Raw genomic sequence first — 14095 nt, forward strand, 5'->3', positions numbered from 1 at the left:
TTGGAGCACTGTTATTATTTTTTATCAAAGGTCATACTTTTGATAAACTGACGAGATGACTCAACTCAAAAAAGAAATTTATCTTCAATTTTATGAAAAAAAGCATGGAAAAGGTATTTTAATGCTTACTTTCTTTTTCACTTAACTTATAAAATGACGGTAGCCTCAGAACTAAAATATTTTGCCCGCAACAATCACACACAGATATTTGTCATAGGAAAAAGTCATGCCCAAACGCACAGATATAAAATCTATTCTTATCATCGGAGCAGGACCTATTATCATTGGTCAGGCATGTGAATTTGATTATTCAGGCACTCAAGCCTGTAAAGCATTAAAAGAAGAAGGTTACCGAATTATTTTGGTAAATTCTAATCCTGCCACGATTATGACAGATCCAGATCTAGCTGATGCAACTTATATAGAGCCCATTACTCCTGAAATAGTTGCCAAAATTATTGCTCACGAGCGTCCCGATGCCCTTTTGCCCACTATGGGAGGACAAACAGCCCTCAATACTGCTTTATCATTAAAGCGTATGGGTATTCTAGACCGCTATCATGTTGAAATGATAGGAGCCAATGCTGATGCTATTGATAAAGCTGAAGATCGTGCTTTATTCCGCCAAGCGATGGCAAAAATCGGTTTGGAAACGCCACGCTCTATGTTAGCCAATGCAACAGAACTGAAAGAAGAAAATCGCCAACAACACGCAAAAACGTGTGCTGAACTTAAAGCAAAACTTTCTGGTGCTGCGCTTGACAAAGCACTCGAAGAACTTGAGCGCAACTGGCGACATACCGAAGCTGATCGCAAACAACATTATATCGCTCATGCAACAGCAAAAGCAGTTCAAGCTCTTGATGTTGTTGGGCTTCCAGCTATTATTCGTCCTTCATTCACCCTTGGTGGAACTGGTGGTGGAATCGCTTATAACCGCTCTGAATTCTATGAAATTATTGAACGTGGGCTTGAAGCTTCACCAACAACAGAAGTATTAATTGAAGAAAGTGTTTTAGGGTGGAAAGAATATGAGATGGAAGTTGTTCGTGATAAGAACGACAACTGTATCATCGTTTGTTCTATTGAAAACATTGATCCAATGGGGATTCATACCGGTGATTCGATCACTGTAGCACCTGCTCTCACCTTAACCGATAAAGAATATCAATGTATGCGTAATGCTTCGATTGCTGTTTTGCGAGAAATTGGTGTTGAAACGGGGGGATCCAATGTACAGTTTGCTGTCAATCCTGAAAATGGGCGCCTCATTGTTATTGAAATGAATCCGCGTGTTTCTCGCTCTTCAGCGCTTGCCTCAAAAGCAACGGGGTTTCCCATTGCCAAAGTAGCGGCTAAACTGGCTGTTGGTTATACACTTGATGAATTAAAAAATGATATCACGGGTGGTGCAACACCAGCATCATTTGAACCTTCTATTGACTATATTGTGACAAAAATTCCTCGTTTTGCGTTCGAAAAATTTCCCGGTTCATCACCTGTCCTCACAACTGCGATGAAATCTGTAGGAGAAGTCATGGCAATTGGACGCACTTTTCAAGAATCGTTACAAAAAGCACTCCGTGGACTTGAAACAGGGCTTACGGGTCTTGATGAAATTGTGATTCCAGAGCATGCTGAAGGTGATGAAAAAAGTTCTATACGCTCAGCCATTGCCATACCAAGCCCTGATCGTCTACGCTATATTGCTCAAGCCATGCGCACAGGCTTACCCTTAAATGAGATTCACCAAATTAGCAAAATTGATCCGTGGTTTTTAGAACAAATAGCCTCCATCATTGAAATGGAGCAGCGTATCCGCATTCATGGATTACCCCAAGACGCAGATAATTTACGTATGTTAAAAGCTATGGGCTTTTCAGATGCGCGATTAGCCTCCCTTACAGGGAAAGAACCCGATTATATCGCAGCTTTACGTAAATCACTGAATGTTAAACACGTCTTCAAACGGATTGATACTTGTGCCGCTGAATTTTCTTCTCCTACAGCCTATATGTATTCAACATATGAAGTTCCCTTTGCAGGTGTAGAGCACTCGGAAGCACACGTTTCTGAACGCAAAAAAATTGCTATTTTAGGCGGTGGACCAAACCGCATTGGGCAAGGTATTGAATTTGATTACTGTTGCTGCCACGCTGCTTTTGCACTGCGTGATGCAGGATTTGAAGCGATTATGATTAACTGTAATCCTGAAACAGTTTCAACCGACTATGATACCTCTGATCGCCTTTACTTTGAATCTTTAACAACAGAAGACGTTATCGCTATTTTAGAAGCAGAACAGGAAAAAGGAGATTTGGTTGGAGTCATCGTCCAATTTGGCGGACAAACACCCTTGAAATTGGCAAGCGCTCTAGAAAAACACAATATCCCCATCCTAGGTACTTCACCTGACGCTATCGACTTAGCAGAAGATAGAGACCGCTTTCAAAAACTGTTATTTAAACTTAATTTAACACAACCTCAAAATGGTATTGCCCACTCCATTGAACAAGCACGCCTCATTGCCCACGAACTAGGCTTCCCTTTGGTTGTACGTCCCTCTTATGTTTTAGGAGGACGTGCTATGCAAATTATTCGTGATGAACGTAGCTTACAAAATTATTTACTTGAGAGTGTCCCTGAATTAATTTCAGAAGATATCAAAGTCCGTTATCCTAACGACACAACAGGACAAATCAATATATTGCTTGGTAAAAATCCGCTTCTCTTTGATACCTATTTAACAGAAGCAATTGAAGTAGATGTTGATTGTCTATGTGATGGCAAAGAAACACTAATCGTTGGTATTATGGAACATATTGAAGAAGCTGGTATCCACTCTGGTGATTCAGCATGTTCTCTACCAGTCCATACGCTCTCAAATAAAATAGTTACTGAATTAGAGCGCCAAACCAAAGCATTAGCACAAGCACTTCATGTTCGCGGCTTAATGAATGTACAATATGCTATAAAAGATGACACCATTTATGTCTTAGAAGTCAATCCCCGTGCTTCACGTACTGTCCCATTTGTTGCAAAAACGATTGGTCGCCCTATTGCTAAAATGGCTGCACGTATTATGGCAGGAGAAACGCTTCATGATGCTCTTGAAGCTTATGGTGGATTACCTTCTTTGCAAAAAAAACAACATATTGCCGTCAAGGAAGCAGTATTTCCTTTTGCTCGTTTTTCAGGTGTTGATACACTTCTTGGTCCAGAAATGCGCTCAACCGGTGAAGTTATGGGACTTGACTATGAATTTTCGCTTGCTTTTGCTAAAGCCCAACTTGGAGCTGGTGTAAAACTCCCTAAAGAGGGAACTTTGTTCGTTTCTGTAAGGGATGAAGATAAAAAACGCATCTTAAATCCTGTAAAACGTTTAACTGAGCTTGGCTTTTCTGTTGTCGCCACAAGTGGAACACAAAAATTTCTCACCGAACACCACGTTGAAGCAAAAAAAATTAACAAAGTTCTAGAGGGACACCCCCATATTGAAGACGCTATTCGTAATCGCCAAATTCAATTGATTTTTAATACAACTAGCACTGCCAGTGCCATCTCAGACTCAAAATCATTACGTTATGCAGCACTCATGCAAAATGTTCCCTATTATACAACAATAGCTGGAGCCGAAGCCGTCGTAGAAGCGATCAAAGCACTCAAAAAAAGGCACCTTGAGGTACGTTCACTACAAAGTTATTTTAGTTGAATTTTTTTCTACTTAGCAAAATGTACACTGTTTTCTTATTTTTTCTTTATATAAAAATTGATTAAGACTTGCTTTTTGTTCTAAAAACTTTTATAGAGGTTTCATCGAATTTTCGGTTACGTGACTTTCTTTCCTGTGCAATCTGCACTTTCGACGAAACTTCTCCCACCTAATTTCGATCTACAACCGTATTGAAGAAATGAAAGCTTCAATGCTCAATATAATTATATATTCTAAGGAGTTTCCTATGTCTACAGGAACAGTTAAGTGGTTTAATACAACAAAAGGTTTCGGATTCATTCAGCCTAGCGATGGTAGTGCAGATGTATTTGTACACATTTCTGCCGTCGAGCGTTCAGGTCTAAACAGTCTTAATGAAGGGCAAAAAATCTCTTATGATGTTCTTCAAGATCGTCGTTCAGGAAAATTTGCCGCTGGTAACCTTGCAGCACTTTAAAGTTTAAATTCTGCAATATTTTATTTAGAAATCTTCGTCTGTAAAGACGAAGATTTTTTTATTTTGTATAAAGCATTATTTTACCTTGTTAAAATAAAAGACTGCTTATCTCCTTTGCACAATTTATCAAACCTCTCTTATACTTCCTCAAAAACTTTCATAAAATCTACGAAGAGCTTATCTTGTAAAATATCTCAAAAAAGAAGAATATAAAGCCCGTGTAAGAGTATTTTGGAAGTTTTTTATTGCATACAATATAATCTCTTATAGAATATCCTTAAAGCAATAACCATTTGTTGATATAATATAAGGATTTAAAATTATGGCTTTTATTGCCGACAAACTGTCTCGTATCAAACCTTCTGCAACAATTGCTGCTTCTCAAAAGGCCCGCCATTTAAAAGCATTAGGGCGCAATGTTATTGCTTTAAGTGCTGGAGAGCCAGACTTTGATACCCCAGACAACATCAAAAACGCGGCTATTGAAGCTATTCGAAGGGGAGAAACAAAATACCCTCCCATATCAGGAATTCCAGAATTGCGCCAAGCAATTTCTGCAAAGTTTAAAAGAGAAAATAATCTTCTTTACCAACCAGAACAAATTATTGTTGGTACCGGTGGAAAACAAATTCTCTTTAATGCATTCATGGCAACTTTGAATAAAGGAGATGAGGTCATCATTCCATCCCCTTATTGGGTTAGTTATCCAGAAATGGTCGCACTCAACGATGGTACGCCTGTCTTTTTAGAAACAAAAGCCGAATTTTCTTATAAACTCCAACCACAAGAGCTAGAAGCTGCCATTACCCCCAAAACCAAATGGTTCATCTTTAACTCTCCTTCAAATCCATCAGGTGCCGCTTATACACATAATGAATTGAAAAAACTTACAGATGTTTTAGTAAAATATCCTCATGTTTATATCCTTTCCGATGATATATATGAACATCTCACATATGAGGGTTTTACCTTTGTGACTCCAGCTCAAGTAGAACCAGCGCTTTATGAGCGTACACTCACAATGAATGGTGTTTCTAAAGCCTATGCGATGACGGGATGGAGAATCGGTTATGCAGGCGGACCACAAGAACTCATTAAAGCCATGGATACCATTCAAGGACAGCAAACATCTGGAACAAGTGTCATTTCACAATGGGCTGCGGTTGAAGCACTCAACGGGCCACAAGACTTTATTGCTAAAAATAAAAGTATTTTTCAAGCACGCCGTGATCTCGTTGTCTCCATGCTAAATCAAGCTCCTGGCATTCACTGTCCAACGCCTGAGGGTGCTTTTTATGTTTATCCTTCTTGCACCGGACTTATTGGAAAGAAAACACCCAATGGTCAACGTATTACGAATGATGAAGACTTTGCCATAGCGCTTCTAGAAACAGAAGCTGTTGCTGTCGTCCAAGGATCTGCTTTTGGACTTGGATCAACTTTTCGTATTTCTTATGCAACATCAGAAGAATTACTTGAAAAAGCTTGTATACGTATACAGCGTTTTTGCAACAGTTTAATTTAAAATTTTTAATATCATCTCTTGTGATTGTTTTTTGCCGAATGTTAGTATATCCGAGAAAATATCTGAAACTGTGTCATGGTCTAAATCTATCGATTCAGCAAAAATATCTATGAATAAACACAAAAATAGATGCTGTAGATAAAGATCAAAAAAATTTAGCTATCAAATAAATGAATCGGTCTATTATCATAAGAGATGACAAGCCTATTCTACTTTCTCCATTCAATTTATAACTCTAAAAAAGACCGAGCACTTTTAAACACAATTGCCCTTATAATCAAAGGCCCTTACAATAAAATCTCTTCTATTTCTCAGCTTCTTCTTCGTCCTAAAACGAAGAAGAAGCCACCTCCCATCGTTGTGTAAGCAATCCAGTTTCCTTTAAGTTCTATTTAATAACTACTTGATTTACTTCATAGGCTTTATGAACAAGACCTGCCTTAAATATTCACCTCACATTCTAATAAAAAGCACTTCATGTATAAGGTTTTAAATATTTTATATCACACCCCTAAAAGACAGACTTTTACAGTACAATAGAATATCCCCTCTCAAACTCCTCATTGAATTTTAGTATTCTTAAAAAAATTGTTGGATATCCACCAGTTTCGAAATTTTTTCTTTATCATCTTCCCATATATTGCAATTTCTAGGGACTCTTTCAAAAATTTAAAAAAAAGCCGGACATATGTCCGGCAAATTTGGAAAATCCTCAGAGATAAAATCAATCTGATAGATCTTCGTAAGGGAACACTCAAGAAAACGAAACTGGGAGGCAACATAATCAAGAGATAGTATTCTATGTCATTTTATAAGGAAAAGCACAATAAAGACTTAAGCGTATCTGCTATGCAATAAACACATAGCTTTAAATTTGTCTCCATCATGTACCACTCTCTTTAATTAAATAGTAAAAATGTTAACTACACCATCACACGATTGTCCATTTTTCAATATATAATAACCCTCACGGTTGCTAGTATTCATAAAAAACATTTATCCCTCTTTTCAAAAATATTTACCCGTACGGACTCCCTCCACTTTTAATGTGCAACAAATAATTTTAATTGATTCAATATAGGCAAATTTGAAACGAAAGAATATTACGGGAGTCTCAAGTTGCAAAACAGCTAATTATTCCTTATAAATTAAGATATTAATATTAAAAAGACCACTGGCGAGCTTTTAAAAAAATATAATCTCGAAAAGCATTTAACCTTGCCAAATTCTTTAAATTATAAGGATAACAAAAAAAAGTATCAAAAGAAGGAATATCAACCATATCAGGAAAAAGACGCACTAAATGCTCATCATTATTGACGATATAATCAGGAAGCACAGCAATCCCAAGATCACGCATAAGCGCATTCTTTATTGAGATGATATTGTTGATTTGTAAAACTGAAACGCGCAATGATCCATCACTTCTACCAGCCTTTTCCAACCAATTTAAACCAGACAAATAAGGTGGAACAGGTTCACCGAACGAAATAATACGATGCTCATCGAGATCAGACAATTTTTCCGGCTTTCCATAATTTGCAATATACTTTTCCGAAGCATAGACATGCATATGAATTGTAAAGAGTTTTCTTTGTATAAGATCAGGTTGTTTGGGTTGATGTAAGCGAACAGCACAATCCGCATGACACATTGTCAAATCAAGCTCTTCATCGGAAAGCAAAAGCTGAACCTGCATATCAGGATAAAGACTAAGAAATTCTGGCATACGCTCTGCAATCCACCCTGCCCCCATTCCAAAGGTCGAGGTCACACGCAAGTGCCCCGTTGGTTTTGCATAGCTTTCACTTAATTGCAAACGCACACTTTCAAGCTTCATCAAAACATCATGAGCTGTACGATAAAGAGTTTCTCCCTGTTCTGTAAGAATCAAACCACGCGCATGACGTTGAAATAAGGATACCCCAACCTCTTGTTCTAAAGCCGAAACCTGTCGTGAAACGGCTGATTGAGATAAATGAAGTTTTTGAGCAGCATGCGTAAAAGATCCCGCTTCTGCTGCAGCGTGAAAAACCCTTAACTTATCCCAATCCAACGGTGGCGCCACAATTAATTCTACCTCTATATTCTCTATGTTCTCAATGAATGACTAACGCCTGGGTATATCCAAAAACCGTTCTGCTTCCAACGCTGCCATACATCCTCTTCCCGCAGCTGTTACAGCTTGGCGGAATGTTTCATCTGTCACATCCCCAGCAGCAAAAACACCAGCAATGCTTGTTGCTGTTGAGTCGGGTGCTGTCCATAAATAGCCGCCTCGTTTTTGTTTCAGCTGTCCTTCAAACAGAGAAACAGCAGGATCATGCCCAATGGCAATAAATATGCCCTCTGCATTCACTTTCATCTCGTGACCTGTCTTAACATTTTTCAGACGTGCCCCTGTTACAACAGCGCCCATTGAATCTTGAGCTGGCAGCCCCACAATTTCTTCAACCACATGATCCCAAAGAACACGCACATTATTACAAGCCAGCAACCTATCTTGTAAAATTTTTTCTGCCCGAAACTGCCCCCGCCTGTGAACCACGCTTACACTTTTAGCCAAATGCGATAAATAAAGTGCTTCTTCAACAGCCGTATTTCCTCCTCCCACGACAATAACGTCCTTATCACGATAAAAAAAGCCATCACATGTAGCACAAGCGGAAACACCTCCGCCCATAAAGGTCTGTTCACTTTCTAAACCAAGCCAGCGCGCTTGAGCTCCTGTTGCAATAATCAGTGCATCACAAGAATATTGTGTTCCTGAATCCCCATATAAGACAAAAGGATACTTCAACAAATCAGCCTTTATAATTGTATCATAAACAATTTTTGTCCCCATATTCTCAGCTTGTTTTGCCATTTGTTCCATCAACCATGGTCCTTGAATGGGATCTGCAAAACCTGGATAATTCTCAACATCAGTTGTAATTGTCAATTGTCCCCCCTGCTGCAAGCCCGTCACCAAAACAGGCTTAAGCATTGCTCTTGCTGCATAGACCGCCGCTGTATAACCAGCCGGACCTGAGCCAATAATCAGCAGACGAATATGCGATTGTACCATTAAATCCCCTTCACTTTATTATAAATTAATTATTCTATAAATGATAACGGAATGCAGCCTTTTAAAAAAATATTTTTCAAGAGCCCTAATTATGTTATGTATACTTCTTTTCAAGTTTTATGAAAAGGTCTGATTACTAATTCATCAAGGCACGCTAATGTTAAGAATTAATCCTTATCCTATAAAGAGAAAAATGTAACTTCTTATGAGCACAAAACCATAATAAAAAGAGATACAAAGATAGGGAACGATCATTTTTCAATTTATTATCAATGTCTGTGCACGTTTTGCCTTAATCATGGGAGGAGCAATGCTTTTGCCAATTTTTGTGGATTTGCACGACAACAATCGTAATTGGATAAGCTTTCTCTATTCTTGTGCCATAACCACCATGTTAGCAACGCTGATTCTTTTAGCAACTAAGGGAGCTACTTGTCGCTTTTCAGCACGGCTTGGCTTTATGCTCACTGTTTGTCTTTGGCTTACAGGAAGCATCGTAGGTGCCTTACCTCTTTATCTTTCTCCTCTTCCCATTTCTCTAGCAGGAGCCATTTTTGAATCTGTTTCTGGAATTACAACAACAGGCTCCACAGTCCTTTCTGATCTTGATAATTTATCGCGAAGTATTTTATTATGGCGTTCTCTTATATGCTGGATTGGGGGCATTGGTTTTATCGGTTTAGCCCTCTTAATTTTGCCTTCACTGCGTGTGGGTGGCGTGCGACTTTTTCATATGGAATCATCTGATAAATCTGAAAAAATATTGCCTCGCATCAACCAAATTGCTAACGGAATTATCATCGCTTATGTTGGGTTAACATTGGCTTGTATGCTTTCTTATTTTGCTGCAGGCATGAATTTATTTGATGCCATTAACCATGCAATGAGTACAGTAGCAACAGCTGGTTTTTCAACGCATGATGCTTCTTTTGGCTATTTTTCTGATACACCAGCCATCTTAATTATTTCAACAATCTTCATGTTGCTTTCTGCTTTACCTTTCGTACTTTATGTTAAATTAGTCCTTCCTGGACACTCTAAACGCTTCCTTGACCCACAAGTGATTGTTTTTCTCCATATCGTTCTCCTTTTCAGCTTTGCTTTAGCGGCATGGCTACGGTTTTATGATCATCGCGCGTTCCACTTGATTTTCCTTGATGTCATTTTTCACCTTTCATCCATTATTAGCACCACCGGTTACAGCGCTGAAGATTATCAACTTTGGGGACCGTTTGCGCTTGGAATTTTCTTTATTGTTTCTTTTACAGGCGGATGTGCTGGTTCTACTTCTGGTGGCATGAAAATCAATCGCCTCATTATTCTTTGGCGTATTACACAAACAAATATAGAAAAACTTCTTTCTCCTAATGTCGTTGTAAAAGCGCGCTACGATCACTCAAATATATCAAATGATGTTGCTCAAGCCGTTTTGTTTTTTGTCTGTCTTTATATGTTTTGCCTTGTTATCGGCACTGCACTTTTGCTTACAACCGGTCTTGACTTTACCTCTGCCTTTACGGGGGTCTTAACCGCACTTTCAAATGTTGGTCCAGGCTTTGGAGATATTATTGGCCCCACTGGTAATTTCTCTACAATCAACGATCATGCTTTATGGATTTTAAGTTTTCTAATGTTAGCTGGACGCCTTGAAATCATAACAATATTCGTCCTTTTTATTCCCGCTTTCTGGCGTGAACAATTCTAATGTATAGAGTATTTTATGCTACCATGATAAAAAATTGACAAGATAAAAAGGCGAGAACAGTATGCGTCATAATATTCACCCCTTACTCAATCCACTGAAGATTTTCTAAAATTTCCATACAAATCATCATATCAATGATATAAAAATAATTCAACAAAAACAATCAAATACCAATATTTTCAAAGCCATAACATATAAAACTTCACTTTATTGATCTTCTTTATCAAATAAAGTGGACGCATAGAACATTCTTTTTTAGGAATAATCTCTCATGCAAAAAATATGAATATTTGCTGATAAAAGTGTTTTTTCTCTTTAATAGAGTTACACCCTTATAGAAAAAAATGCTATTATATTACGAACTCACAAGCTTGTAAAAAACATCTCACAATACTCATCACCCCCATTTCACGACAGCCCTCATGAAAGATATAAAATGGGCACCATCATTTTTACTTAAATAACAATAAGGTGCAAGTCGGTACCAAAAAATAAGATATAAATTAGTACCACCATATTATTTTCTTTCTATTAATGTCGTAACAGCCTGCATTTCAGACAATTTATAAGAAATCTCTTTACACCCTGTCTTCAATAGTTTTTATCCACCACATGCCTTCTTCCAATTGTGATGTACAAGAAGATAGCTCTCATTGTTAATATCAACAGATTTTACATGAGAAAATCTTACGGTACTCAAAGCTCTTATTCAAATTGAAAAGGTAAATTATCTATAAAAATCATATATATATATTGATCTTAAATCCATCTTATTATGAATTTATTGAAAATATGTACGACTATTTTATCCATGGAGATACCATCATTATCTTTTTAAGACAAGAAAACGTTTTTTTTGCTATCTATTTAAGTCTTACAAAACCAACAATATCAGCACGACACCGTATAAGATAGTGCATAAATCCCCAGACTTGAGTTAAAGCATTATTTTCTTATTCTAAAATATCAATGAATAAAAGTAGCTTTCTTCTCTCGTAGTATGCTTTATCATAAACTACATATCGCTCTCAAGCGTATACATTTTTAATCTTTTATCCAAAATTTTGGGAACTTCTTATAGTGTTCTACTAAAGACAATATAAATTTTGTAAAATAACATTTATATCATTGAGCTGTTTTCTTAATGACTATGAAAAACCTTTAAGAAAAATACTTTTTATCATTCCTCAAAAAGATTTTTGATATAATAATCAAAGTGTTTTTTCTGCAAACAGTTCTTTGTAAACACTTCCAATCTTGCTTGCCTCTTTTTCCAAAGGAAAGTGAGTACGAACATGGGTTAAAGCTTTCTTTCCGGCTGCCAATGTTTTTTCTACATCAGCAAAATAAGGTTCAATTGCTGCTGTTAAAGCCGCTCCATCTCCTGCTTGAACAACCGTTCCTGTTCCCTCGACCACCAATTCTTTAAAAATTCCTACATCACTCGCCACTACAGCCGTCTGTGATGCCATTGCCTCCAATGGTGTCAGACCAAAACCTTCCAAACGAGAAGGAGTTACATAAAGTGATAAACGGCGATACCACACAGGTATATCAAGCCTTTCACCAAGAAAAATAATGCGGTCGTTTAAACCAGCTTCAGCAATCTTCTGTCGTAATTTCTTTTCAAAACCATAATGCTGTTCTGTAGTCCGACCAGCGATAAGTGCTGTCCATTCGGGATAGTCAGGCAATAATGCTATCATCGCGTCCACAAACAAATCAGTACCCTTTAAATAGCGCACGCGCCCAAAACATCCTACCGCATATTTTCCTGGTACCCCAGTTGCTGGAAAGTAATCATCAGGAATTTTTGGGGGTGAAAAACGCCTAATATCCACTCCATGCATAATAACCTTATGAGGCACTTCTAGATAGGTTCCCGTACATACACTAGTAGCGATAACTTTATCCATACGACGAAGCAACCATTTGGTAAAAGGCTTGTGTTCGCGTCGAGATGCCGAAGTAAAGATGAGTTTAAGCTTCATTCGCAAAACATCGCGTAAAAACACCCCGCAAAGCATCTCAATATTGCGTCGCGCATGCCAAATACGAAACGGCTTCCCTTTCGGACTTTTCCAAAGTCCGAAAAGGTCCCTAAAGGCAAGAGTTGGCAAAGTTCGTGGTAAACCAAACCCCAAAGTGGATATACGCACACCCTGTTCGCGTTGCAGTGGAATAAGCTGAATAATCGTAGATGTTACTCCCGACAAACGCCTTTTAAAGTGAGGCGCAATAATTTCAGTTTCGTCCAAAGATACACGCATAATAATCCATATGTTATTTAGATGTACTGAACCTTAATGATCTCGTAATTATGCGCACCACCTGGTGCATTCACCTCAATCACATCACCTTCTTGCTTGCCAATAAGTGCACGTGCGATAGGCGAAGAAATAGAGATTTTACCAACCTTTACATCAGCTTCTTGATCCCCTACGATCTGATACACTTTTTTTTCCTCAGTATCCTCATCCAAGAGTTTAATGGTTGCACCAAATTTTATTTTGTCACCTGAAAGACGCGAGACATCTATAACTTCTGCTCGTGCGATATAATCTTCAAGCTCATTTATACGCCCCTCATTATGACTTTGTGCTTCTTTAGCTGCATGATACTCAGCATTTTCAGATAAATCACCATGCGCACGCGCCTCAGAAATTGCTTCAATAATTCGCGGACGCTCCTGTTGTTGACGCCAACGCAACTCTTCTTTAAGACTCTCAAAACCAGCTGTAGTCATCGGAACTTTTTCCATAATCCGTCCCTTTCTATTACACGGAAGGTTTAATAAAAATACAAAAAACGGCTTCCAAAATTACTTTTGGAATCCGAAAACTACGATCTTTTTTATTATATAGTACAGTATCGCTGTTTTCCATATAAAAATAAATAAAGGAAACAAAACATGCACAAATAGTGATTAAAACATCTCATTTTGGTGTTTAAAACGTTAAACTTCACTCTTCTCTTTAAAGTGTCCTAAAGAAGAAAGAATTGTATTTTTTTCTGTTTTATCATAATCTAGTAAAAGAAATTATATAGAATATGAAGAGAGAAGGATAGAAAATCTCTAAAGAAATTCTTTACAGAAAAATGAAAAAAATCGTCATTTTTTTTATGTTTGGCTCTTTCTTTTTAGCCACAACAATATCAGAGGCAGCAGATGCTTTTGTTACGAGAAATCTTAATTTTAGAACAGGTCCCAGCACTCAATATGCACTTTGCGGCTTAATCTCTGCTGGAGAATTAGTTTTTGTTAAAAACTGTGAAGGAAATTGGTGCCATATCCGATATAACACTCAAATAGGTTGGGTGTCATCTCGTTATCTTTCATTTAAAGATGGAAATGATCTTTATCACACATATACAATGTCTTTAATGCCCAAACGTACCGATTATTCTCCATAACAGCCATAATAACTTATGCCCTCTTGAATATCATCATGGCAAAAATACAATAGTGTTCACGAACAACCACAAATATGCTCCTTCCAAAGAAATACTTCGAAGAATTTGTCTCATAAAAAACTTGATCAATATCCTAATGAAGGCTCCAATAAACCAAAACAAATCTGTTCAATAACGTTTTGCTGTTGTCGTAATAAATTTGTAAAAATTAGTAT

Annotated in this window: 9 protein-coding genes; 5 read left to right on the forward strand and 4 right to left on the reverse strand. The window is 37.6% G+C overall.

Annotated elements, in window-relative coordinates; translation table 11 throughout:
* Positions 1–226 precede the first annotated feature (226 nt).
* The 3 genes from carB (at position 227) to ACFIMI_RS01815 (ending at position 5694) form a co-directional block, all read left to right on the forward strand.
* A complete protein-coding gene (carB, locus tag ACFIMI_RS01805) occupies positions 227–3712 on the forward strand; it encodes a carbamoyl-phosphate synthase large subunit (protein ID WP_375612966.1) in 3486 nt (1161 codons plus the stop codon).
* Between the two features lie 247 nt (positions 3713–3959).
* Complete coding sequence (locus ACFIMI_RS01810; RefSeq protein ID WP_012754908.1) at positions 3960–4169, forward strand: cold-shock protein; 210 nt, start codon at positions 3960–3962, stop codon at positions 4167–4169.
* A gap of 322 nt (positions 4170–4491) precedes the next feature.
* A complete protein-coding gene (locus ACFIMI_RS01815) occupies positions 4492–5694 on the forward strand; it encodes a pyridoxal phosphate-dependent aminotransferase (RefSeq protein ID WP_375612967.1) in 1203 nt (400 codons plus the stop codon).
* 1162 nt (positions 5695–6856) lie between these two features.
* Here the strand turns inward: ACFIMI_RS01815 and ACFIMI_RS01820 are convergent.
* Both ACFIMI_RS01820 and trxB read right to left on the reverse strand, forming a co-directional pair.
* On the reverse strand, positions 6857–7762 hold the full coding sequence (locus ACFIMI_RS01820; protein WP_273791217.1) for a LysR family transcriptional regulator: 906 nt from the start codon (positions 7760–7762) through the stop codon (positions 6857–6859).
* Between the two features lie 42 nt (positions 7763–7804).
* Complete coding sequence (gene trxB, locus ACFIMI_RS01825) at positions 7805–8761, reverse strand: thioredoxin-disulfide reductase (protein WP_375638079.1); 957 nt, start codon at positions 8759–8761, stop codon at positions 7805–7807.
* Between the two features lie 310 nt (positions 8762–9071).
* On the opposite strand from trxB, the gene ACFIMI_RS01830 reads away from it, so the two are divergent.
* Positions 9072–10466 carry a TrkH family potassium uptake protein gene (locus ACFIMI_RS01830; RefSeq protein ID WP_375631664.1) on the forward strand — a complete coding sequence of 465 codons (1395 nt, stop codon included), beginning with the start codon at positions 9072–9074 and terminating at the stop codon, positions 10464–10466.
* 1211 nt (positions 10467–11677) lie between these two features.
* On the opposite strand, the gene ACFIMI_RS01835 is transcribed toward ACFIMI_RS01830, so the two are convergent.
* On the reverse strand, positions 11678–12736 hold the full coding sequence (locus ACFIMI_RS01835) for a glycosyltransferase family 4 protein (RefSeq protein ID WP_375681173.1): 1059 nt from the start codon (positions 12734–12736) through the stop codon (positions 11678–11680).
* A 17-nt stretch (positions 12737–12753) separates the two neighbouring features.
* Complete coding sequence (gene greA, locus ACFIMI_RS01840) at positions 12754–13227, reverse strand: transcription elongation factor GreA (RefSeq protein ID WP_007347010.1); 474 nt, start codon at positions 13225–13227, stop codon at positions 12754–12756.
* 338 nt (positions 13228–13565) lie between these two features.
* On the opposite strand from greA, the gene ACFIMI_RS01845 reads away from it, so the two are divergent.
* Positions 13566–13880, forward strand: a complete 315-nt coding sequence (locus ACFIMI_RS01845) for an SH3 domain-containing protein (RefSeq protein WP_375612971.1) — start codon at positions 13566–13568, stop codon at positions 13878–13880.
* Positions 13881–14095: the final 215 nt, after the last annotated feature.

It is taken from the genome of Bartonella sp. AP4SXKL (assembly GCF_042195845.1).
Classification (GTDB): domain Bacteria; phylum Pseudomonadota; class Alphaproteobacteria; order Rhizobiales; family Rhizobiaceae; genus Bartonella.

Bases quoted from the DNA above. Each gene is read 5' to 3' on its own strand.
- carB (WP_375612966.1), top strand. From the start codon at position 227: ATGCCCAAACGCACAGATATAAAATCTATTCTTATCATCGGAGCAGGA.
- ACFIMI_RS01810 (WP_012754908.1), top strand. From the start codon at position 3,960: ATGTCTACAGGAACAGTTAAGTGGTTTAATACAACAAAAGGTTTCGGA.
- ACFIMI_RS01815 (WP_375612967.1), top strand. From the start codon at position 4,492: ATGGCTTTTATTGCCGACAAACTGTCTCGTATCAAACCTTCTGCAACA.
- trxB (WP_375638079.1), bottom strand. From the start codon at position 8,761: ATGGTACAATCGCATATTCGTCTGCTGATTATTGGCTCAGGTCCGGCT.
- ACFIMI_RS01830 (WP_375631664.1), top strand. From the start codon at position 9,072: ATGCTTTTGCCAATTTTTGTGGATTTGCACGACAACAATCGTAATTGG.
- ACFIMI_RS01835 (WP_375681173.1), bottom strand. From the start codon at position 12,736: ATGCGTGTATCTTTGGACGAAACTGAAATTATTGCGCCTCACTTTAAA.
- greA (WP_007347010.1), bottom strand. From the start codon at position 13,227: ATGGAAAAAGTTCCGATGACTACAGCTGGTTTTGAGAGTCTTAAAGAA.
- ACFIMI_RS01845 (WP_375612971.1), top strand. From the start codon at position 13,566: ATGAAAAAAATCGTCATTTTTTTTATGTTTGGCTCTTTCTTTTTAGCC.